At 56.1% G+C, this 23,106-nt stretch carries 14 protein-coding genes; 7 read left to right on the forward strand and 7 right to left on the reverse strand.

The genetic code is table 11. From position 1 onward, the window contains the following. Positions 1-28: 28 nt before the first annotated feature. From OHL23_RS13680 to OHL23_RS13695, 4 genes are all read right to left on the reverse strand, one after another. Positions 29-3,673 (reverse strand): TonB-dependent receptor, encoded by a 3,645-nt coding sequence (locus tag OHL23_RS13680; protein WP_263352453.1) that lies wholly within the window; start codon positions 3,671-3,673, stop codon positions 29-31. 216 nt (positions 3,674-3,889) lie between these two features. Beyond that, the gene (locus OHL23_RS13685; protein WP_263352455.1) at positions 3,890-4,525 is read right to left on the reverse strand and encodes a response regulator; all 636 of its coding nucleotides are present in this window, start codon (positions 4,523-4,525) and stop codon (positions 3,890-3,892) included. Beyond that, the gene (locus tag OHL23_RS13690; protein WP_263352456.1) at positions 4,497-7,463 is read right to left on the reverse strand and encodes a sensor histidine kinase; all 2,967 of its coding nucleotides are present in this window, start codon (positions 7,461-7,463) and stop codon (positions 4,497-4,499) included. The genes OHL23_RS13685 and OHL23_RS13690 overlap by 29 nt, the downstream gene beginning before the upstream one ends. A 201-nt stretch (positions 7,464-7,664) precedes the next feature. Further along, positions 7,665-8,453 carry a TetR/AcrR family transcriptional regulator gene (locus OHL23_RS13695; protein ID WP_263352457.1) on the reverse strand — a complete coding sequence of 263 codons (789 nt, stop codon included), beginning with the start codon at positions 8,451-8,453 and terminating at the stop codon, positions 7,665-7,667. A gap of 89 nt (positions 8,454-8,542) precedes the next feature. Here OHL23_RS13695 and OHL23_RS13700 point away from each other — a divergent pair, with 89 nt between their 5' ends. The 7 genes from OHL23_RS13700 to OHL23_RS13730 all read left to right on the forward strand — a co-directional run bounded on the left by OHL23_RS13700 (position 8,543) and on the right by OHL23_RS13730 (position 17,978). Then, the gene (locus OHL23_RS13700) at positions 8,543-9,646 is read left to right on the forward strand and encodes an alpha/beta fold hydrolase (RefSeq protein ID WP_263352458.1); all 1,104 of its coding nucleotides are present in this window, start codon (positions 8,543-8,545) and stop codon (positions 9,644-9,646) included. Between the two features lie 98 nt (positions 9,647-9,744). Further along, positions 9,745-10,656, forward strand: coding sequence for a LysR substrate-binding domain-containing protein (locus OHL23_RS13705; protein ID WP_263352460.1), 912 nt, complete (start codon positions 9,745-9,747; stop codon positions 10,654-10,656). A 120-nt stretch (positions 10,657-10,776) separates the two neighbouring features. After that, positions 10,777-11,505 carry an SDR family NAD(P)-dependent oxidoreductase gene (locus OHL23_RS13710; protein ID WP_263352462.1) on the forward strand — a complete coding sequence of 243 codons (729 nt, stop codon included), beginning with the start codon at positions 10,777-10,779 and terminating at the stop codon, positions 11,503-11,505. Then, the gene (locus OHL23_RS13715; protein ID WP_263352464.1) at positions 11,499-11,987 is read left to right on the forward strand and encodes a RidA family protein; all 489 of its coding nucleotides are present in this window, start codon (positions 11,499-11,501) and stop codon (positions 11,985-11,987) included. Before OHL23_RS13710 ends, OHL23_RS13715 begins: the two co-directional genes overlap by 7 nt. A gap of 142 nt (positions 11,988-12,129) precedes the next feature. Continuing rightward, positions 12,130-12,474, forward strand: coding sequence for a PadR family transcriptional regulator (locus OHL23_RS13720; RefSeq protein ID WP_263352465.1), 345 nt, complete (start codon positions 12,130-12,132; stop codon positions 12,472-12,474). Positions 12,475-12,484: 10 nt separating this feature from the next. Beyond that, positions 12,485-15,172, forward strand: coding sequence for an ABC transporter permease (locus OHL23_RS13725; RefSeq protein WP_263352466.1), 2,688 nt, complete (start codon positions 12,485-12,487; stop codon positions 15,170-15,172). A 241-nt stretch (positions 15,173-15,413) separates the two neighbouring features. Beyond that, complete coding sequence (locus OHL23_RS13730; protein ID WP_263352467.1) at positions 15,414-17,978, forward strand: ABC transporter permease; 2,565 nt, start codon at positions 15,414-15,416, stop codon at positions 17,976-17,978. Positions 17,979-18,055: 77 nt separating this feature from the next. Here the strand turns inward: OHL23_RS13730 and OHL23_RS13735 are convergent, their stop codons facing one another. The 3 genes from OHL23_RS13735 to OHL23_RS13745 form a co-directional block, all read right to left on the reverse strand. Further along, positions 18,056-18,838 (reverse strand): SDR family NAD(P)-dependent oxidoreductase, encoded by a 783-nt coding sequence (locus OHL23_RS13735; RefSeq protein ID WP_263352468.1) that lies wholly within the window; start codon positions 18,836-18,838, stop codon positions 18,056-18,058. 96 nt (positions 18,839-18,934) lie between these two features. After that, positions 18,935-21,052, reverse strand: a complete 2,118-nt coding sequence (locus OHL23_RS13740; RefSeq protein ID WP_263352469.1) for an alpha/beta hydrolase family protein — start codon at positions 21,050-21,052, stop codon at positions 18,935-18,937. A gap of 46 nt (positions 21,053-21,098) precedes the next feature. Next, entirely contained in the window at positions 21,099-23,072 is a 1,974-nt protein-coding gene (locus OHL23_RS13745) for an alpha/beta hydrolase family protein (RefSeq protein WP_263352470.1), read from the reverse strand. Between the last annotated feature and the right edge of the window lie 34 nt (positions 23,073-23,106).

The raw sequence follows: 23,106 nt of genomic DNA on the forward strand, positions 1-23,106 counted from the left end.
ATCGACCGCCGCCACTGATTCCGGTTAACTACCATTCGAACCGAGCGCCAACTTGGCCAGTGCGATTTCCCGACACACCATTGACATGTCCGAAATAGCCGCTGCCAAAGGTCGTGTTTGGGTTGTTCCAATAGTGCCGATTGAAGACGTCGAAGAACTCAGCGCGCAGTGTGACGACATAGCGCCCGTCTGAACCAAAATGAGTCTTCTTCAACAGGCTCGCATTCTCTTGCGGCGCCGCCCAACCGCGCCAATTACTGAATAGCGTGGGACTGTTGCCGAGTTGGCCAAAGGTTGGATTGGAGAAGTTACTCGGGTCCACGAAAAGACTACTGGGATCGGGGGCCTCTCCGGCAATCGAAGGATTCCACGCTGGATTATAACTCTTGAATTGGTTTTTGAAGTTGGGATGCGAAGCCACGTTGGTGTATACCGCGCTCCATCCCGGATAGTAATTCATGGAGCCCACCGCCCCCAATTGACCAGCATTGCCATAGGAAACGATTGTTCCCGCAGTCCAGCCGCCAACTGCATAATTGAGCACTCGGGACTCGGAGAGGAACTTGCGTCCCTGGCCAAATGGCAGACCGTAGCTGAGATAACCTTTCACCGTATCGTTGGTGTGCGCATAACCGGCCTCATGCTTGTACTGATACGGATCCTGCCACCAGTAATTGTACGTCCAGGTATCGGTCAGCGCCGAGCCTGTATTGCCCGTCGATCGCGACCAGTTATAGCTCATGTCCAGATTGAGCGCGCCGCGCTGCTTGCTTCCTTCTACCGTGATGGCGTTATACCCTGACTGGCCAAGCGGCGAGTTGGTAAAAAAGACTCCGCCGCAATAGCAGGCCTGGACTTGCGGGTACGGATTGATGGCGAAGTACGCCTCCCCTGAAAAACCGGGATAAGGATACGGCACGCCCGCGCTTGCCGCCGAACTGGCGCTCGACACCCAGTCCCAGATGTTACCCGAGTTCAGCAGCTTCTGATAAGTGCTCCATGTCGGAAAGTTAGTCGGATTCAACGCTCCATCATGCAGGTTTCGGCCAGTGTTGCCAAGATAGCTGACTTCCACCTTTGCATCTCCGGGAAGTTGATATTGCAGCCCGGCATACCAGTTCTCCGTAAGTCCTAGCTGTCGGCTATGAGGATCGATGCTGGCCGGACCCCAACTCGTCTGAAGTGCAGCAGAAGTAGGATCAGCGCCGGTTGGAGGAGTATTGATGCCAGGGTATGGGCTCTTGTCCCATTGAAATGCCGGCGCTTGAGCCGACACCTCGAGCACTTGATTGAGACCGGTAAAGCCTACCGCAGACCCATACGGCACACCCGAGTATCCGTTCCACCCAAGTGGAACATAGTTGACCCCGAGTGAGCCGCGAGCCACCATCTTGCTGGTAACTTGATAAGACGCACCAAGCTTCGGAGCAAACTGATGCCAGTCGGTATAAGTTTCGAAGCTCCCGTTGGGATTGCTGAGCCATGTGTAGGCTCCAGGAATGCCTCCAAACACTTGATTGGGAGCGTTCACATTAAAGTCTGACCAGGTGCCGCCCAATACATGCAACGGTCGCGTCAGTTCCCAGCGCAAGTCGGCGCTAAGTGTAAGCCGTGAATTGATCCGAATATCATCCTGACCGAAAAACGCTACTTCCTTGCGGCGGCTGTCGAGATTGAAGGGGACTTGCTGGTTGGCGCTCTGCACCTGGCCGAGCATCAGGTTCGCAAAAGCGGAGCCCACATAAGGCTGAACACTGGTATTCGTCGGAGCGAAGGTGTTGTTGGAATAGTTGAACTTCAAGGCCCCGCCGGCGCTATCGGAGTTGAAGCCCAATTCGCGGTACTCCATTCCGAACTTCATCGTGTGACGGCCTTTGGTCCACGACAGCGACTCATTGACAATAGCGTTATACGCAACATATCCTCCGCCGCTATATTCCGGAGAAGTGCCGATCGAGGTTTCGCCCAGGCCATTCGGCGACCCATTGAGGGCGATTTGAGGGAAAATATGGAGGGGATCGACTGAACCGAAGCCAATCTGATCGGGCCAGTTTGTAGAATTGGCCAGCAAAGTTGTGGCTGTGCTTTTGTTCTGAAACGAATTGAACGTATAAGCGATGACATTGAGAATGTTCGGCGAGAAGGTATGCGTCTCGCTGCCGCGATATTCATTACTGACCGTAGTCTGCTGCAAGCCAAAGGAAAGCGGGCCGCCCGTAGTCGTGCCGGCCTGCCACAGCGTCGTATTCGAAGCGGCTCCGCACGCGCCTGTGCAGGTGCGCGGACGCAGGTTGTAAATATACGAGACCGCAATGTGATCGCTGTCCCTTACCGCCCAGTCGTACTTCAGACTTAACTGCGTCTGTGTAAATGCCGGCTCATTATTGGTCAACGTTGAATAGTTATTAACCACGCCTGCTGAAGTCGGCTTGTAGTACTGCTGATATATAGAAGCGATCTTCTGCGCGATCGGGCTGATGGGGTCCGTAATAACATTGCCCGGATAGACATTCCCCGTGGGACTAAAGATCGAGCCGTAATAGATCGTGTTTCCCACGGAATCCCTGTAGGGCGTAGTGCCGTTCATAATCGGACATGGACTGCTGGGACAAGTTGCCGTACCCAATGCGCTTGCTGCAGCCGGCAACAGCTCGCTGAAGTCCCCCGTGAGCATCTTTGCCGTCGGCACAGTGCCGCTGTTCGGAGTCTCCCGCCAGTCTGCCTGCTGGTACCGCTCATACGCCGCAAAGATATACATCTTGCGCTTCTTCCAGAGCGGTCCGCCGCCGCTGGCGCCATAATCGAAATAGCGGTCCATGGCGCGGCGATTGTCCTGTACGCATGCTGTGTCGCCAGTTGCGCACTGTGAAAGATACCAGTTGTTGACCCAGGTATTCGCGTTCAGAAACTCGTTCGCGAGGAAGCCGAATGTTGCACCATGGAATTCGTTGGTGCCGGATTTCATCTCGTATAGAAATGCACCGCCTCCACTGCGCCCGTCCTCAGCACGCAGACCCGTCGTGTCAACCTGGGATTCCTGTACCGCATCCATACTGGGCTCCGACTCGCCGATATGTCCAACCATGCCCGAATCCGTCGACGTACCGTCGATCATTACGCTCTTGGTGAATGCTTGCGAGCCTGCAATATTGGAACTCCATTCGCTGCCGGAAACATTGGGCGTAACGGCGAAGGCGAAACTGGTAATGTCTCGTCCGCCGCTGACGGTTAAGGGAAGGTCCGTCATCTCCTGGGCGCTCATGTTGGTGCCCACTTCGGGCTGAAGCTCAAGCACCGGTGTACCCGTTACCTCCACAGTCTCCGTTATGGCGCCGACTGTCAGCGCGGCGTCCACCTGCAAGGTATGCTGCGTTTCTACAACAATTCCAGCCCGATCTAAATCTTTGAATCCGGCTTTTTGGAAGCTGACATTGTACGCGCCGATCGGAAGATCAAGCAGAGAGTAGAAGCCATGATCGTTCGATACAGCCTTGAATTGCTCTCCGGTCGTCACCTGTGTTGCAACGACCTCGACTGAGTCCATCACCGCTCCCGAAGAATCGCTGACCGTGCCGGTAATTGTGCCGCGATCCGATTGTCCCCAGAGGAGCGCTGGAGCAGCGAACAAGGCAAAGAGCAAAAGCAGAAATATTTGTAAACGTTTGCAAACCATCCAATTCCTCTCGATCACTTCAAGTGTCACGTAGCCAAAATTTTCCAGAACTTAAATTCTTGTAGACGGATATTCGGTGGCATCGGAGCTTAACTAGCCAAATAGAATCAATCAAAAAGTGCCGTCTCACGTTCGCAGTAAAGCCTATGCTCTAAGAACAACGGCTGACAATCATACAAAAGTATGGAGATTCAATTAAGTCTTAAGGGTGGATTTTTAGAGATGGACTAGCCCGCGTTGCGCTGCAGCAATAATCGCTTGTGTCCGATCGGTAACGTTAAGGCGAAGAAAGATCATGCTCAAGTGGCATTTCACCGTGACTTCGGCAATGCCCAAAGCCGAAGCAATCTCCTTGTTGGACTTTCCTCTCGCCAAGAGCAAAAGAACCTGGTGCTCACGCGGGCTCAATTCCCCATCGGGCTTGCGGGACGCAAGAGCTTCGGTCACTGATGGCGGAAGAAATCTATCGCCCGCATGAACCCGTCGTAGCGCATCCAACAGGAGCTGACGGGGCATCCCTTTGATGAGGTAACCGACCGCTCCGGCCTGGAGGGCCTGATGGATATCTTCGTCTCCTCGATACGTAGTCAGAACAACGAAGCGCGCCTCCGGGAACTCCTTACGGATTTTGCGAATGCATGCGACGCCACTCATACGTTCCAGGCGAAGATCCATCACAGTCAGATCGGGAAGATGCTCGCGAAAGAGCGAAATTGCTTCCTCCCCGCTCCCGGTTTCTGCAACGACTGTCATGTCCGCCTGCGTATCGATGATCGTACTAATCCCAACGCGGACGACTGGATGATCGTCGACTACAAGTACTTTAATTTTTGTGGTTGCCTGAACTGCCATTCCCTATGAATTTCCTTTCCATCCCTCTACTCTTGCGTGGAACGCAGATCTGAACTCTTGTGCCGCTCGCCGGAAGGCTATCGATCGTCAAATTGCCGCCAAATAGACGAGCTCGCTCCTGCATCCCAATAATGCCGTAATGGCCATTCCTGGACAGCAACGAATTTGGTTCGAAACCACGACCGTCGTCACATATCGCAATCTTCATATCGTGTTCCGTGAAACACACATCGATATCGATCTTGCTCGGACTTGCGTGTGAGATGGCGTTGGTAAGAGCCTCTCTGATAGTCATCATAAGCTCGTGTGTTGCCGGCTCGCCAAGCCGAAATGAGACGCCCGTGATGCGGCATCCTATCGGGACACCGGAGTCAGCATAAAACTGCCGGGCAAGATCCTCGCACAAGGTGCCCCCATCGACAACCGACATAGATGTATTTCGCAGTGCCCACACTGCTTCACGGGCCGCTTCGATTGTCGCGCGCACCTGTTCGGTGGCGTAATTGAGGAGTTGATGCCGCAACGGCTCATCCGTGACCTCCACTCCGAGAGCAGCTTCCAGCAATGTGGAAACGCCCACGCATCCTTGGATCAATGTGTCGTGCATTTCGCGAGCCAACCGCGCACGTTCTTCGCTCACCAGATGGAAATGCATCTTCATCTGGCGTAGACGTATCCGATATGCAAGAAAAGCCAGCCCCAGCAGCGCAAGGACACAGCACGCCAGAAACCACAATGTCGTATACAGATGCGGCCGCTGCACTATGACAATGGAGGCTTCCGAGACCGAGCCAGGATTGCCCACCTCATAGAGCTCAACGCGAAACCGGTATGTACCCGGCGGAAGATGCGTGTAATAAGCGGTTCGCCGGGAAAACGCCTCATGCCATGGCTCGAGCCCCTCCATTCTGTAACGGTAGCGAAGACCTTCCTGCGAGCGAAGACGAATCGCGGAATAGGAAATCTCAAGCCTTCCGTTGCCTGGCTTGAGCACAATCTCCGGGTTAAGCGGCAAAGACTGACCTTCCGCCTCTAGCCGATCGATAACCACCGGCGAGGATCTCGCGGGAACAATCTTATCCACCGCGATGTGGACTGCACCCTTGTTACTCGGGAACCAAACATCTCCATTCGGTGCAACCGCTCCTCCTGGCTGCATGCCGCTATAAAGCTCAGCCGATTGCAGGTCTTGAGACTCCTCATAAAGAGTTAGATTGAGCCGCGCGCCATGCTGGTAGCTATCGAGATCGCGAACTCGCAACCTGGAGACTGTGTTCGGACCACCCAACCACATATTCCCTCGTGAGTCATCCAGTATCTGATAGATCGTGTTATTGGCAAGCCCATCGGCCGTCGTCAGATGAATGAGTTTACCGTCTTTGAATCCATAAAGACCGCTGCCCGCGCCAAACCACAACTCGCCAGACTCATCCTGGCAGATGCTCCACAATTGCTCCTGCTGCAACGACTGGGTCGCTATGTTATGGATAATCTTTCCGCCCGATATAACCGTCAAGCCCCTGCTCGTGCCCACCCAAATATTGCCGTCGTGATCCTCGAACAACGCCGTAACGCTGAAATAGGCCAGTCCGTTCCTAACATCGAAGTTCTCCGTGCCCTTCGCTCCCAGATGCGTGAGGCCCCCATCCGTACCTACCCAGATATCGCCATTTCTGCTCTGAAGAATCGCACGCACAAAGTCGTTGATTAATCCATGCCCGCTTGAAAATTTTTGAATGCGCTCGCCGTCCGAGTGCAGCAGCCCCGCGCCATCGGTACCGATCCAGAGACCGCCTTGCCTGTCGCGCACCAGAGTGCGAACGCGCAGGCCGGGCAATCCGGGAAACGCATAGGGTCTCGCAATACCGTTTTGAATCCGGAAAAGGTGTGTCGATGCAGCCACCCAGATCGACCCGTCCCTGTCGTAGTAAAGCGTCTCGAACTCGGAATCCGCACCTCCAGGAAAGGGCACGATGCTGACCGGCGTTCTGCTCAATCTCACGATGCCTGCCTGTGTGCCCAACCAGATATCCTGTTCGCTATCTTCCAGTACCGCCTCAACCGTTCTGCTGGGCAGGTTTCGGGAGGCGATATGGAAGAGATGGGACTGGCGATAGCAGAATAGCCCCTGTCCGATGGTACCCACCCACAGAGTTCCATTTGTGCTTTCCCGAATCACACTCACCTGTGCGGAGATGCCTGGTATGCGCGACAAGACGCCGGAATGCGTCAACCGTTCCAATCCAGAAAGCGTCCCTGCCCACACCGAGCCATCGCGCGCGGAATACATTGAAGTGATCAGGTTCGCAACCGACCCGCCTAGAAGCGGATACTGATGCGCGAATGAATTGCCAATGAATTCGAGCAACGTCGTGCCGCCCGCCCAGATATGCCCCCGCGTGTCCTCGACGATGGCACGCACAAAGATCGTTGGCGTTCCATCTCTGCTGTCGATCCGCTTCAGCGAGGAACCCTCTACCTGAAAGAGCCCCTGATCCGCGCCTACCCAAACCGTTCCACGGGTATCTTCATAGATTGCGCGTACGAACTCATCGGTACGCCCATCCCTGGTCGCGTAACTTTGGAACACATGGTTGCGGTAACGAAGCAACCCACCGCCCTCTGTGCCGATCCACAAACTTCCGTCCCTTGAAACCATCAGACAATTCACACCGCGTTCCAACACTGCGGGCGCAATATCGCGGTTATAGATCGCATAGCGTGCCCCATCGAACCGCAGCAATCCACCCCTCGTTCCGATCCAGAGGCCGCCGTCCCTCGTTTGTGCGAACGCTAGCGCAGTCTGATTCGGAAGACCGTCTTGTGCTTCCCAAAGCCTTGCCGTGTATCCCTGAAATCCAACATCCGGCGGTTCCGCTACTGCTGTATCTATCGCAATCAATAAAAGCACGATAAGAAGGGCAACACCCTTGGACACCTCTTGACTCCGATCATCTCGTAAGAAGCTTTGCTGTCTCAATCTCAACATGCAGGATGATCGTATGGCAATCGCGTTGGCTTTAAGATTGATCGCTTCGCAGGTTTGGTCCCATTCATATTCGAGTGGACCGTGGTCGCGGTCCGCTCATGTCGACCGAATCGAGTTGCGTGGCGCGCGTCGAAAAAGTCGTGGTCGATATCACCGGGCGACCGGAGCAAAGATCCGCGACCTCCTTGCAGATGGAAGACGATCGGGCTCCCTGCTTTGCGAGCAGGCGCGGGCACGGATTCCCTCCACGATACAGTCGAGTCCGAAATCGAACGCGGCGGCGGGATTCCTGAAGAACGTTCCCGAATCCAGCGCTCTCATCAAGGCGGGATAGCGATGGGCCTCTGGCCTCAGCAATGGAGCGAGATCGTGTATCCACTCTTGTTCCAACTCACGCCGTTCTGCAATCCGCTGAAATGTGGCGTGCCCACGTACATGGCCGATTACGGCGAGAAAGGCGTGGTGCTGATCCTGCGAACTCAGGCCCGATTCCGCCAATATCGCCAGAACGGCTTCTATCCACATCAACTCATTCGGACCCATAAGGCGATGGCGTACAGAAGTGGCCTCCAGGAACCAGGGATGGTTCCGATAAATCGACAGGCAGCGCCGCGCCCACTTTTTCAGGCGCAGGCTCCAGGGCGAGGACTGCTTCCCGAAGTTCGCAGCGGAGTCGCTGGCCGAGTCGATCATCAGGTCGAGCAGATCATCCTTGCCGGGGAAATAGCGATACAGCGCCATGGTTGTGACTCCCACTTCCCGCCCCACCCGCTGCATCGTGACTGCGTCGAGACCCTCGGCATCTGCCACCAGAATTGCAGCGCGCGCGATCTGAGACGGGCTAAGCGCGGGTTTCGGACCGCGGCTTGGAGGCGCCTTCGTGCCCCAGGTCAGATTTACGTCACGCTGGTTTTTACCGGGTATTTTGCTTGTGCTCAAGTCTCTCACCCACTGTTTGTTGGATCTCCTTCGACTACGCTTGCAGTACTTTTACAACTGTGTATAGTATACACAGTTAGGAGCATCGAATGATCTGGATGGTTTGCGCGCTGACGCTGATGGTCGCTATTGGGCTTCCGGCAGTTGCTCTGATTCAAAGAAAGTTGCGGCAATCGAAGACAGCGGCGGCGTTAGAAATCAAAAGCACCGATGGAATCGTGGAAGAGAGTTTCGTCAGGATCGGCGGAATGGACCAGTGGATTGGGATCAGGGGCGAGCATCAAGATAATCCGGTTCTTCTTATTCTTCACGGAGGTCCCGGTTGCTCTTATTCCATCTTCACGCCGCACCTGCGTCCCTGGGAGAAATACTTCACCCTCGTTCAATGGGACCAGCGCGGAGGTGGCCGGACTTTTTCCCGCATGGACCCGCGCGGAAGCGCTGAAATCAGCTTCGAACAGCTCACCCGCGATGCCATCGAGGTTGCGGAGTATGTACAGGCCAGGCTCCGCAAAGACAGGATCTTTCTTTTGGCGAGTTCGCTTGGCTCGACCTTCGGAACTGAAGTCGTGCGTCGCCGCCCGGATCTCTTTTACGCCTATATCGGCACAGACCAGAATGTTGGAATGCAGCGAGGAAGAGACAAGGAGCATGGTAAGGTGCACGAACGCCTGCGCGCGCTTGGACTTAAGCAAGGCGTAAAAGCACTCGAGCGTATCGGACCTGATCCTACGCGTTGGAGTCCCGAAGATTACAATGTCATAGCTCGCTGGACCATGAAGTCCGATCCCCAAGGATTCCGCCCTACCATGAAGCTGCTGAAGGACGCAGTCTGGTACACGCCGGGATGGACGCTGAAAGATGTCCGCGCATTTGTTGCAGGAATGCGTCGCACACTGGAGAAGCTTCTGCCGGAGATAGCCCGATACGACGCCTGGAAACAGGGCGCCCATTTTGAAATACCAGTCTTCATCTTTCAAGGGGAAAACGATGTGTTGACCACGCTAGAGCAGGCCGAGGCCTTCTTCGCTGACGTGGTCGCGCCCATCAAGCGCATGGCCTTGATCCCCGATGCGGGGCATTTTGCGGCATTCATGCAGCCAGACCACTTCCTGCGCGAACTTCTGGTTGACGTTCGCCCATTGGCCGAGACGCCCAGCCCGAGCACGATTGGCCGAACTTGCCAGGACTAATCTGGCATTGCGCATCATCCATACATCTGCAAATTCACGTTTTCTATGTATAGGATTTGTCGGCATGATCTAATCCTGTGATAGGGAGCTCCTATCACATGGAACTGAGACACCTTCGCTATTTCGCAGCAGTCGTTCAGTGGAATGGATATCGCGAGGCTTCGCGGCACTTATATGTTGCCCAGCCTTCGATCAGCCAGGCAGTGTCGGATCTTGAGAGTGAACTCGGTATCAAGCTCTTCTCCCGTGAGCGTCGCACCGCCCGCCTCACGCCGGAAGGCCAGGTCTTCTATGAGGAAACAACCAAAACTCTGGCACAGGCGGAACGATCGATTGCCATGGCACAGCGCGCCGCTAAGGGAGAGATCGGCAGGCTCGGGATCGGTTTCATGGGCTTTGCCACGTATCCGTTTCTTTCCGACTTGCTACGCAAGTACAAGTCACGACATCCAGGAGTCGCACTGCGTCTTGAAGAAAACGTACCATGCGGGCAGGACATCGCATTTGACCGTGGAGAGATCGACATCGGATTTACGCGTCCTCCTTCAGCAGATCGCAGCTCGTTGTACACCTCGCGCCTCATCTTCCGCGAACCGCTGGTAGTGGCGCTTCCCAGGGCTCGCAAAGTAAATGCGAAGCGGATTCGCATTGCAGATCTCGCCAGCGAGTGCTTCGTTATCTTTCAACGCGCAAGCTCCCCCGAAGTCTTCGATACGATTGTTCGGGTCTGCAATGACAATGGCTTCTCGCCAAAGCTGCACAACGAACTTAACAATATGCAATCCGTACTCTCTACCGTCGAAGCCGATGAAGGAGTTGCCATCGTTCCCGCCTCGGCTCGCAACTTGCGTGCCGACAACGTGGAATTCTTTCGCCTGCAACCTGACAACATTCGCATCGACTTGGTCGCCACATGGCAGAAGAAGGAGCCATCGATTGCGCTGAAGTCATTCCTCGACCTTCTGGACGAGGAACTTCCTTCCATTTCCCGAAAATCGCGTTACGCTTGATCGAGAATGATAGGTGATACCGATCACCTGATCGGAACATACGACGCATCTCTATCACGTTGTCGCGAGTCTCTTGTGGTGTACGGCGACAGAAGCCGTCACAAGCAAGGGGAAATTGATATGGGAACCAAGCAGAAAACAGTCATCGTCACGGGAGCATCGCAAGGCATCGGATCCGGTGTGGCGCAGGCATTCCTCGATCGCGGCTACAACGTGGTCGCGACTTCACGCAACATCACTAAGTCCGGGGCATTCTCCGGCTCCGAGCGGCTCGCGCTGGTGGATGGCAACATCGGCGAAAGCGCCGTAGCTGCCAAGGTAGTAGAAACCGCGGTCAGCAAGTTCGGATCGATCGACGCTCTGGTGAACAACGCAGGTATCTTCTTCACCAAAGCATTCACAGACTATACGGCTGAGGACCTGGAGGCACTTTCATCCACCAACCTCGAAGGCTTTCTCTACGTTACGCAGGGAACCGTGAAGCAGATGCTCGCGCAAAATTCGGGTGGCAGCGTGGTCAGCATCACCACATCGCTGGTTGTGAATCCCATCGCCGGCATCACCGCGTCCGTGCCGATGATTACCAAGGGTGGTCTTGAAGCAGTCACTCGGAGTCTTGCCAGCGAATACGCGAAAGAGCACATCCGCTTCAACACCGTAGCTCCCGGCATCGTCGATACTCCGCTTCACAAGAACAATCCTAAGGACTTTCTGAAGACGCTCTCGCCGATGGGTACAATCTCGGACGTAAGCGACATCGTGGACGCGGTTGTTTATCTCACGGAAGCCCGTCACGTGACTGGGGAGGTGCTGCACGTGGACGGCGGTTCGCACTCCGGCAAATGGTGAACTCGAAGGGCAAGCAAACGGCAAAGGCGGAGCGTCGGCTTGTCGAACTCGGCATAGAGCTGCCGCCCGCTCCCACTCCGTTTGGCGCTTATGCGGAAAGCGTTCAAACGGGCAACCTTCTCTATCTCAGCGGGATGCTCCCGGCTGTTGGGCATGAGCCAAGGTTCGTGGGCCGGCTCGGCAAGGAGTTCGAAGTCGAGCAAGGCCGCGAGGCCGCACAGATTGCGGCGCTGAACGCACTCTCTGCCGCGAGAAAACACCTGGGCTCGCTCGACAGGGTCACCAAAGTCGTCAAACTGGCGGTGTACCTGGCAACCGAAGGCGACTTCTTCGCGCAGCCCAAGGTAGCTGACGCTGCTTCAGAACTGCTGCGGGACGTCTTCGGGGAAGACAAGCTCCCAGTCCGAACCGTTCTCGGTCTTGCAAGCCTCCCACTCGGGGTGCCTGTAGTGCTGGAGGTCGTCTTTGAAGTTGAAGCTTGAAGAGGCGGGAATTCTCGCCTCCTCTCTTCACGAGTTCAAATGATGCAGAAGACGGCGAATTCTTGACGGGTTTAGGAAGAATTCCGAATCTGTCTGCAGAATACCTATTTACAAAATAGGTATTCTGATCCTAGAATTGCGCATGGCGAAAAACCCCGAACATCGCGACCTTTTCCCCGGCGCACTGGAGATGATGATTCTCCAATCGCTGCGGCTGAAGCCCATGCATGGCTACGCTCTGGTGAAACACATCAAGCAGGTTTCCGAAGACCTGCTCCAGGTGGAAGAGGGCTCACTCTATCCGGCGCTACAGCGAATGCTGAAGGAAGGCTTGCTGGAAGCTCAGACTGGGACCTCGGCCAAGGGCAGACCGACGCGGATTTACCGGCTCACTGCTGCAGGTATTCGTCATCTCGAAAGCGAAGTTGTCAGTTTCGAGAGGATGTTTGCAGGCTTTACCCGTGTGCTTGCCGCAGCCAAAGCATAGGAGGTGTGGATTGTCACGGTTCAGTCGCTTCTTCAGAAATCGCCGCTTTGACGACATCTCTGTCTCCATCCAGGAACACATCGACGAACGGACCGATGAATTGATAGGAGAGGGCATGTCGCGCGATGAGGCTGAACGAGCAGCGCGCCGTGATTTCGGCAATGTGACGCTTCTCCACGAGCGGAGCCGTGAAGTGTGGCAGTGGCAGAGGCTCGAATCGCTGCTGGTGGACCTGAAGCATGTATGTCGCAGGCTGGGGCGGTCGCCAGGGTTCGCGATCACGGTGCTGCTGACGCTGGCCATTGGCATTGGAGCGAATACGGCGGTCTTCAGCGTACTCAACAGTGTGCTGTTGCGGCCGCTGCCCTATCCGGAGCCGCAACAGCTCGTTTCGCTGCATCTCAACGCGCCGGGTGCACCCGGCCTGTCTGAGTTTCGCAGTGAGCTGCGCCTCTCGCCCTCGATGTACTTCACTTTTGCTACGCACAGCCACGTCTTCCAGTCGGTGGGCGTGTGGGGACCGGGCACGGCGAGCATCACCGGCATCGCGCAGCCAGAGCAGGTAAACACTGCGCAGATTTCCGGCGGCGTTCTTGAGACGCTGAATGTTCCTGCCTTCACCGGCCAGTGGCTTACGGCGGCCGATCAGGACCCTCATGGATTGGGTCGGGTTATGTTGAGCTATGGCTATTGGCAGCGCCGTTTTGGCGGTGACCCAGGAGTGGTGGGACGCACCATCCAGGTTAACTCGCAGCCGCGCGTGATTGCCGGGGTGATGCCGCGCGGATTCAAGATCGTGAATTACGACTTCGACCTCTTAGTCCCAATGGCCCTCGATCCGGTAAAGGAGATTCTGGCCGGCTTTGGGTATCGCGGCATCGCTCGGCTCCGGCCAGGCGTCACCATTCCTCAGGCGAATGCCGATGCGGCGCGCCTGCTCAACGTGTGGATGGACTCGTGGAGCAATGGCCCTGGCTCCGATTCGCACTGGTATCTGAGATGGAAGATCACGCCGGCGCTGGAGCCGCTCAAAGAAACCGTGGTGGGCAGCATCACGGCGGTGCTTTGGGTGGTTATGGGAACAATCGGCGTGGTGATGCTGATCGCGTGCACCAACGTGGCCAACCTGCTGCTGGTCCGAGCCGATGCGCGCCAGCAGGAGCTTGCGGTGCGCTCGGCGCTTGGCGCGGGACGATGGCGGATTGCGCGTGAACTCCTGCTGGAGAGCGTGACGCTGGGCCTGCTGGGCGGAGCAGCAGGCGTGGCAGTAGCCTATGCAGGACTTCGCCTGTTGTCTGCGATTGGGCCGGTAGAGCTGCCACGCATGAGCGAGATCTCGCTCGACGGCTGGTCGATTGCCTTTACGCTGGTCCTTTCCATGCTGTCGGGCTTACTCTTCGGCATGATCCCCGTACTGCGCTATGCTCCCTCGCAGCAGCGCGTGACCCTGCTCGGAGCGATGCGCACGGCGAGCGTAGGCCGCGAACGGCAGCGTGGCCGCAACCTCCTGGTGGTTGCGCAGGTGGCTATGGCGTTAGTGTTGCTCGTCGGGGCGGTGTTGATGATTCGCACCTTCCTGGCGATGCGCAACGTCGATCCCGGCTTCTCCGATCCTGCATCTCTCCAGGTCATGCGGCTCGACATTCCGGAGACGCTGGTGCGCGACTCCGTAACCGCCGTGCACATGCAGAACAGCATCCTCGATAAGTTGGCCGCGATTCCCGGCGTTTCTTCCGCTGGCTTCGCCGCTGCCGTTCCCATGAGCGGAGGCGAACCTGCCTGGAATGAGATCCTCATCGAAGGCAAGACCTACGAAGGCGACAATCCTCCCATGCGCCTTTTCAACTACGTCTCGCCCGGTTATTTCCATACCGCCGGTACGAGCTTCATTGCCGGGCGCGACTTCACATGGGCGGAGATCTACAACATGCAGCCGATCGGAATCCTATCCGAGGGCCTGGCCCGCGAGCTGTGGGGATCGCCACAGGCCGCCATCGGCAAGCGCTTCCACGAGTTTCCCAACCAACCCTGGTATAAAGTGGTGGGCGTAGTGCAGGATGTGCGTGAAAATGGCATCGATCAGGTGTCGCCCGCAACCGTGTACTGGCCCTCAATCTCGCACGATCTCTTCGGCCCGGGAGTTGTAGGAGCCAGGCGCACACTCGACTTCGCGATACGTACTAATCGCGCCGGAACGCAAACCTTCATCAACGAAATGCAGCAGGCCGTCTGGTCGGTGAATTCGAATCTGCCGGTTGCGGATATCAGCACCATGCAGGAGATCTACAGCGACTCCATGGCCCGCACCTCATTCACACTCGTCATGCTGGCCATTGCCGGAACCATGGCGCTCGCTCTCGGCATCCTCGGCATTTACGGCGTGATCTCGTATGCCGTCTCGCAACGCACGCGCGAGATCGGCATACGCATGGCGCTGGGCGCGAAGAAGGCCGAACTGATGTGGATGTTCGTTCGCTCAGCACTGGTGCTTACCGGCGTTGGCATGGGCGCCGGCCTGGGCGCGGCCGCAGTGCTCATGCGTCTCATGCGGACTCTTCTGTTTGGCGTCAGCCCACTCGATCCGGTCTCGTTTACAGCCGTACCGATTGTCCTGGCCATGGCGGCAGCGCTTGCGAGCTATTTGCCCGCGCGCCGCACCGCTGTTGTCGATCCTGTCGAAGCGCTGCGAGCCGAGTAATCAGACAGCGTAAAGGAATCGAGAATATCTCGACTTTCTCGGGCGCGTCGTGATGTGCTTATGTCGTGATGCGCTTAAATTGTCCGGTTCCGAACATGCCAATCCTGTTTGCGGACAGTGGCATCGCCGCGCTTCTCTCTAAGCCTTTTCTTTTGAGACCGACTGTTTTCCATGGAACGGAGAGCAACATGCTCTCGTAGTGCGAGAACAGGAGCTTGAAAGTCGGGAAGGGAGAGAACGAATGCTGGCGGATCTGCGCGATGCACTACGGCAATTGCGGAAGGCACCTGGGTTTGCGGCAACAGCGGTGATCACCCTGGCTCTGGGGATCGGAGCCACGACAGCCATCTTTACGCTGGTGCACCAAGTCATGCTGAAGTCGCTGCCAGTGGCCAAGCCCGACGAGTTGTGGCGGATCGGCGATAAGATCCGTTGTTGCAACTGGGGCGGCTACACGCAGGGCGAAGACGGAGACTTCGCACTCTTCTCCTGGGAGGCGTACAAGAATTTCCGCGACCACACACCGGAGTTTGTCGAGTTGGCTGCGCTTCAGGCAGGCAACGCCCCGCTGGGTGTTCGTAGAGCTGGCGCTCTGACGCAGGTGGACACGCGCAACGGGCAGTTTGTCTCTGGAAATTTCTTCCGCACGCTGGGCGTGCAGCCCTGGATCGGCCGATTGATGACGGACGCTGACGATCATGAAGGCGCTCCGCTGGTCGCGGTGATGAGCTACCGCGTTTGGCAGGAGAAGTATGGTTCCGATCCATCGGTGGTCGGCGCGAGTTACCAGATCAATGGGCATGCGTTTACAGTGATCGGCGTCGGGCCGCCGGGATTTTATGGCGCCAAGCTGGCGGGCTGGGGCATGCCGGATTTCTGGCTGCCGATCACTTCCGAAAATGAGCTTGTAGGGTCTGTCTCGCGGCTCAAGCGCGCGAATGAAAACTATCTGGACCTGCTTGGAAGGGTGCGTCCGGGTGTGAATCCACAATCCCTGGAAGCAAAGCTCAGAGTGGAATTCCACGACTGGCTGGCAAGCCATGTCTCCGATATGGAGCCGGGGGAAAAGCAGCTTTGGCAGCAGCAGACACTGCACCTGATTCCTGGCGGCGCGGGTGTGGCCGCCATGCGGGATGAGTATAAGGATGGCCTCAAACTTCTGTTGATCGCGGCCGGATGCGTGCTGCTGGTAGCCTGCGGCAACCTGGCGAATCTGATGCTCGCACGCGGATTGAAGGACCGCGCTCAGATCTCGATTCGCATCGCGCTGGGAGCTTCGCGGATGCGTCTGGTGCGCAAGGCCCTGGTCGAGAGCGTTCTGCTTGCGATGATCGGCGGTGCTCTGGGAATCACTGTGGCCTATGCCGGAACGCGGCTGATTTTGTATCTGGCATTCGAGATCGGCGGACCGAACAACTATGTGCCGGTCAGCCCTGCTCCGTCGTGGCCGGTGCTGTTCTTCACCCTCGGCGTTTCGATCCTGACGGGAATCATCTTTGGGACGGCTCCGGCGTGGATGACGTCGCATTCCGATCCAGTGGAGGCCCTGCGCGGAGCGAACCGCTCGGTTGGCGGAGGCAGCTCGTGGGCGCAGAAATCGCTGGTGGTGGCGCAGGCGGCAATGTCTCTCGTGCTGCTCTCGGCTGCTGCACTGCTTGCGCAGAGTCTGCGCAACCTGGAGCACCAGAATTTCGGTTTTGAGACCGAAGGCCGTTATGTCGCTTCGATCAATCCAACCTTAAGCAACTACAAACCCGAGCAGATGGAGCCTCTGTATCGCCGGATCGACGACCAGATAAAACAGATTCCCGGCGTGCGGATGGTGGCGCCGGTGCTCTACGCGCCGATGTCCGGCGATAGCTGGAACGAAGGGATTCGTATCGCGGGAAGGCCGGAGCCGGCGCCGAAAGAGGATACGGGTGCAGGCTGGGCGCGAGTCGTATCTGGTTTTTTTGAAACCATTGGCTCCAAGGTGGTGCTCGGCCGGTCCTTCACTGAGGAAGATACGGCAACGACGCGGAATGTTGCAGTAATCAACGAAGCGTTCGCCAAGCGGTTTTTCAAAGATCAGAACCCTATCGGGCAGCATTTCGGCATGAACAGAATCAAGTATGCCGGAACCTATGAAATCGTCGGCGTCGTGAAGGACATCCGGTATATGACCTACGATTACAAGGACCCGATCCGGCCCATGTTCTGGGTGCCCGAAACGCAAACGGTGCAGTACGACGATCCGGAATTTGCAGAGGGCGACAAGTGGTCGCACTTTCTCTATAACATCGTGATCTGGGCGCCCGGCAATCCTCCAGGCATGGAAGAGAAGGTGCGCAAGGCGTTGGCCAGTGTCGACTCGAATCTCGTGCTTTATAGCGTTGACTCATACAGCAAGATCGTCAGCGGCGACTTCCAGCAGCAGAACATGATTGCCACTCTAACCAGTCTTTTCGGAGCCCTTGGCCTGGTACTGGCGGCTGTTGGACTCTATGGAGTGATGGCGTACGCAGTAGAACAACGCACCAGCGAGATCGGCCTGAGGATGGCGCTCGGCGCGGGCCGTGGAGATGTAATCAGGATGGTGCTTCGGGGCGCATTCTGGCAGATTGGCCTTGGCCTCGGCCTCGGGATTCCGCTGGCGCTCCTGGCTGGGAAGCTGATGAAGGATCAACTATTCGGCGTAAAACCAGGGGATCCGGTTATGCTGGCCGCCGCAACCGCGTTGCTCATCGCGGCTGCGCTGCTGGCGTCTGTGGTGCCGGCACGGCGCGCCGCTGGAGTCGATCCGATGGTGGCGCTGCGAAACGAGTAATAAGGAATCCCCGATCGCTTCAGCAACATCGGACTTGGAAGGCAAGGCTCACGGGAACGCTCCGCGTGCCTTGCCTCTCATCGCTTCCTCAGCCGAACCGACTCCCAGCTTCCATCGGATGACCATCCCCCATCAACGGTGAGCGTTTGGCCGTTCACAAAGCCGCTCTCCGCATCGTCCGCCAAAAACGCAATCGCCCGCGCTATATCTTCCGGCCTCGCGAAGCGTCCCATTGGCACCCGCTGCATAATATCAGCATCGGTATAGCTCCCACCCGTCTGATCGGCGGCATCCATCTCCGTCTTCACCCATCCCGGACAAACGGCGTTCACGCGCACCCCGCGCCCGCCCCACTCCGCGGCCAGCGTTCGAGTCAGGCCAACCAGTCCGTGCTTCGATGCGTTGTATGCGGCCCGATCCGCGACCGCTACCAGCCCGGCAATCGATGCAACATTGATAATCGACCCGCTCCGCGCCTCCAGCATCTTTCGCCCGAACACCCGTGCGAGTAGAAATGGCGCGACGAGATTCACCTCCATCACCCGCCGATACTCGCTCGCCGTGGTCTCTTCAGCAGGGCGAATCAGGCTGATCCCGGCATTGTTCACCAGAACGTTAACCTGCTGATACCGCTCGAAGACTTGCCGTGCAAACTCCTCGACGATCTCTTCCCGCGCCACGTCGCCCGCGAACCAGAACGCTCTCCCGCCCTGCGTCTCGATCGCCTGCACCGTCGCCTTCGGCTCTTGCAGATCGAAAATCGCAATGTGAAATCCGCGCTCCGCCAGCAACTCCGCGGTTCGCCTCCCGATCCCCTGCGCACCGCCCGTCACAACCGCTACCCGTTCCCGACCCGCCATTCCGAAGCATCTCCTCGCTGGAATTACACCCCAGATTACCGCGCACCAGCTTCTCCGCCGCTATCCTGATCGAGTTGATGGGCGTCTCAAGCCATCTTATCGCGGCTCTGTTTTTGACTCCGTCTTAACGGTCGCGCCATATGGCATCAGAAAGGCTATTGGCCACTGTTCCTGACCCTCAGCTACCAATTTGGACCAAATCAGATCCGATCTGGCATCTGACGGCAGTATTGTCACTTGCGGATCTATTTCCTTGAAGAGAGTTGCCAGGCTGCGTGCTTCGCCGGTTGCAGCGAGTGTCACAGGTTCCCGATTTGAATGTGAGTTCCGGCTACGTACAAAGAGTTCAGCGATCTTAAGATCGTCCATCATCTCAAAGAAATATGGCCGGCCAGTAAGCAACGAATTATAAACATAATCCGCGAGCACACTCGCTAGAGGGTTGACATAAGCCGCGTCGAAGTTATCTTGTGCTAAGTCGGGAGCATCGGAGGATACCGCGCGATAATTCATCCGGGTTTCGCCTAGGCCGCGAAAGTCGAATGAAAACACCTCATAGCCGTCTTGCAGTAGTTTGGATATCTGAGGCCAGTCCTTTTCCGAGGCTTTGCCGTCAAGGCTAAACCAGAGAATTGCTCCTTTGGGATGATTGTCGTTAAGGTGAAAGTGAAGAAGCGGCATCTCCAGATAAGAGCTATGATGAAGCACGTAGCGGTCAATTTGCACGGCCCCAGCCGTTCTACTCCCAACAGCCTCCCAACGCAGTTCTCTCGGCGGGGAGTAACCGGCGTATCGGCTTACTGTCCAGGAGTCGACATCCGGGTCCCGTTCACTCCGGTATAGTTCACGCAGTGTCTTGCTGTTTCGAAGTGAGGCTTCATCGGAATGCGCCGCTATGAAATGCGGGAGCGTGTAACCCTCAGGAAAGTCAACTGTGACCTGGCCGCTTCTACTCACCTGGAGATCGGCGTCTGAGAATGTAGTGACAGGAGGAAGACCGTGCCGCACCGGCATTTTATTGAAGCGGTCAAGGAAACCCAACGCTGTTTCTTGATTTGCTACAGAATACTCGTGCCCATTGTAGCTCTCAACAAACGCAATTCGATCAGCATATCCAAAGCGTTTGTAGAAGGCGCTAACTTCAGAATATGATTTGCGGGCACCCTGCACCGGGAAGTAGTCCAGGGTAGCGGTCGCCACCATTACGGGTCTCGGATACATCATCAATAAGATCCCCGCGTCATCCACCCCCTTCGATAGGAATCCGAAGAGATCCTGTTCCGGATCGCTGTCGGGATCGGCAAAGATTCGATTCTCAACCCGCATAGGAAGCGCAGTGATGTAGCACGAAGGAATAACAACTTTGATCCGCTCATCCAGTGCACCGATTAACGCCGTCTGGAAACCGCCGCCGCTCGTTCCAGTTATATTGATTCTTTCACCGTCGACGTCTGAGCGGGTGAGCAGATAGTCCACAGCGCGAATACCATCCCAGATTTCCCACCGAGCCAGATTCGCCCCGGCCAGGTATGCGAGATTTCCCATGACCGCATGTTCCGCGCAAATCAGGTTGTAACGGCTCTTCTTTTCCTTTGCATCCCAAAATTGGCTTCGTTCGCCCTGTCCGACCGGGTCCCAACTAATAACGAGATAGCCGCGTAAGACAAGCCTCTGACAGAGGGCTTGATAGTGCGCTTTTCCGACTGGAGAATGTCCGGCAGGGACCAAGATAGCGGGATGCACCTTGTCATTATTCTCCGGTACATACACCAGCGCCGTCACATAGAAGCCAGGGAGGCTCTGATAGACGAGCTTCTCTATATGAAATCCATTGGCTGCGATTGTGCCAGTAATGGTCGCATGCAAGTCTGTTTTCTTTGCGGGAAGACCACCAATCATATCCAGCACAGATCTTCTTAGCTCTGCGCGTAATTGCAGAAGATCGCTTGCGCTCTTCACCTGCGACCAGCGGTCCCGACGAAGTTCATCCTGATTCCACGCGAGTGCGGTTTGGTATGCAAGATAAGGCGTAATCTGTCGATCTTGCAGTTCAGACGAAGACAATACGCGAAATGCTTCAGCAGGCGGCGCATTTTCGCGCGTCGGATTCAGAGGTTGGGTAGTTGTCTGAGAATTTTGTCCCAAAGCTATTGCAGTGTACATCGTTGCAATTGCAGTAAAGTAAGCCAGCTGTAAATAAATCGAACCCTTCAACAGAACCTCCCGGTGAGTTGTGTTCCGGTGCCATCCTGACGACGGCCTACTGCACCGATGCTACGTTCTTGATAATCGTTGAATCCGCAATCGCGGCAATTGAATCGATGTCGAAGTACTTATAGAGATCGAGACAAAAGAGATCGGGCGCAGAGCGAAAAGCGACAGGCGTGTCAAGCAGATAGCCAAAGCTCTTCATTGCATGACGGCTTGTGATCACAGAGAAGGAATCGGGATCGATGGCCGCAGCCACTGAAGCGATAACAGCCGAGCGAATGCCGTCTGTCTCAATCTCAACTTTCTTCTGACTACTGTTGGCGCGCATCCAATGTGCGATCCCGAGCAACTGCGCCACCTCCAGGCCAAGTGGGCGATCACCGACGCTCGCAGTCAACAGTTCCCAGTCTGTCGGATCTGGAGTTTGAGGACGAGTGAATCCGTTAAAGAGCAGATCAAGAGCCAGCACTTGCTCACCGTGATTTACGTGCGTTGATACCGCCTCGCTCGACGCTTCATAGCCCTTGTCGTTCAAGACGATCGTCGCTGGAGCACCTTCACCCGCGTCGTTGGCCTTCAGCCAGATGCCTGTGGCACTCAATTCATTTGTGAGATCAAAACGATAAGACACCGTTTGCATTGCCAAGCGCCTGGTGTTGCTCACTCTCCATGCATTTTCCACTGAGACTGGCGTATAGCGAATGATTTCCTTGAGCTTCTTTCGTTGTTCGACCGCCCATGACTTACGAGCATCGCCATCGTGCGGGACAGCCTGCCTGGTGATTCCTCCTGCAATCTTCCTGGCTAAACCGGTAATAGTTAAATTGTCCGCAGGAATGCCGACCGCCAGTTCCTCTCGGGTTTTGACCTCAGTAGAACTAGGAATCTCGTCGGTAACTGCAGGCATGTTGAAGTGTTCCGCAAAGAAGCTGTAGGAATGGAGACGATTCACCAATTGATAGTTGTGCGTACCAGGATCAGTACTCTCGTACCAGCCCAGGGCATCAGGTTTGCCGGAGAGATTAAAGAATGGCCGCACCTGATCGTAGATATAAGGCTTAACTATGGAGGCTCGAAAGCAGCAATTATCTTCGGCGTTGTGGATGAGCAGCGTGGGTCTTGGCGCGCGCATGGCAACCAGGAAGGGATAGTCCTCTCCCTGATTTAAGTCTGTGGCGTCCTCTTCAATTTCATCCGTATCGATTGGGTGCGTTAGATTGGATTGAAGCGATCCAAATCCAGCTACCTCGACACTCACTGCGACGCGGCTGTCCAGAGCGCTCAAGAGGATGGTTTGCCACCCCCCCCCACTCAAGCCCGTCACTCCCAACCGGGTCGTATCAACCTGAGGCAATGCCGCCAAATAGTCGAGGCCATGTCGCATCCCGAGGTAAAAGAAACCCAGAGCATTCGAACCTACAAGGTCAAGCGCTGCGGCATCATCATGATCGTTCCCTTTCAAAGCCAGTTCACCAAAGCCAACCCATCCGATACTAAGCGCGATGATCCCCCGCTTGGCAAAGTTGATGCATCGTTTCTGTTCATACTCCGCCGCCTCCCCCATGGGCTCGTGTCCAATCACGTTAAGGATCGCCGGCGCACGCCCATTCAACTTTTCCGGTTCATACAATAGCGCCGTTGCTTCGAAGCCCGGCACGATCTCATAGCGAAACTTCGTCACACGATAACCGTTCCGCGATTCTGCAGCTCCAACCTGCGAGAACTTCGGGGCGGATTGAATCCATTCGCTTGGCCATCCGTGAAACGCAATGTCATCCAGAATGTGTTTACGCAAGCTCTGTGACTTATCCGTCCAATCGCTGGCGCTCTGCGGCGATGGAAGCGCAGTAATTCGGCGACTCAGATACTTCTGTAATTGAAAGGCAGTGACGTCCGTTGTTTGTACTGGCTGCTCAAGCAAACTCTTCAGAGTGTCGCTTGTAGCCTGACCGTACATGGTAACTGCAGTCATCGGAATCGCAGCCGCAATAGCAATCAAAAGATTCTTTCCAACTAACCTCATATCCCCCCCCGGTAGACAAGCTTCAAGATCGATC

It is taken from the genome of Acidicapsa acidisoli (genome assembly GCF_025685625.1).
GTDB lineage: Bacteria > Acidobacteriota > Terriglobia > Terriglobales > Acidobacteriaceae > Acidicapsa > Acidicapsa acidisoli.

Excerpts from the sequence above, each read along its gene's own strand:
- OHL23_RS13680 (WP_263352453.1), bottom strand. The coding sequence starts at position 3,673 with ATGGTTTGCAAACGTTTACAAATATTTCTGCTTTTGCTCTTTGCCTTG.
- OHL23_RS13735 (WP_263352468.1), bottom strand. The coding sequence starts at position 18,838 with ATGGCGGGTCGGGAACGGGTAGCGGTTGTGACGGGCGGTGCGCAGGGG.
- OHL23_RS13700 (WP_263352458.1), top strand. The coding sequence starts at position 8,543 with ATGATCTGGATGGTTTGCGCGCTGACGCTGATGGTCGCTATTGGGCTT.
- OHL23_RS13705 (WP_263352460.1), top strand. The coding sequence starts at position 9,745 with ATGGAACTGAGACACCTTCGCTATTTCGCAGCAGTCGTTCAGTGGAAT.
- OHL23_RS13720 (WP_263352465.1), top strand. The coding sequence starts at position 12,130 with ATGGCGAAAAACCCCGAACATCGCGACCTTTTCCCCGGCGCACTGGAG.
- OHL23_RS13730 (WP_263352467.1), top strand. The coding sequence starts at position 15,414 with ATGCTGGCGGATCTGCGCGATGCACTACGGCAATTGCGGAAGGCACCT.
- OHL23_RS13685 (WP_263352455.1), bottom strand. The coding sequence starts at position 4,525 with ATGGCAGTTCAGGCAACCACAAAAATTAAAGTACTTGTAGTCGACGAT.
- OHL23_RS13715 (WP_263352464.1), top strand. The coding sequence starts at position 11,499 with ATGGTGAACTCGAAGGGCAAGCAAACGGCAAAGGCGGAGCGTCGGCTT.
- OHL23_RS13745 (WP_263352470.1), bottom strand. The coding sequence starts at position 23,072 with ATGAGGTTAGTTGGAAAGAATCTTTTGATTGCTATTGCGGCTGCGATT.
- OHL23_RS13710 (WP_263352462.1), top strand. The coding sequence starts at position 10,777 with ATGGGAACCAAGCAGAAAACAGTCATCGTCACGGGAGCATCGCAAGGC.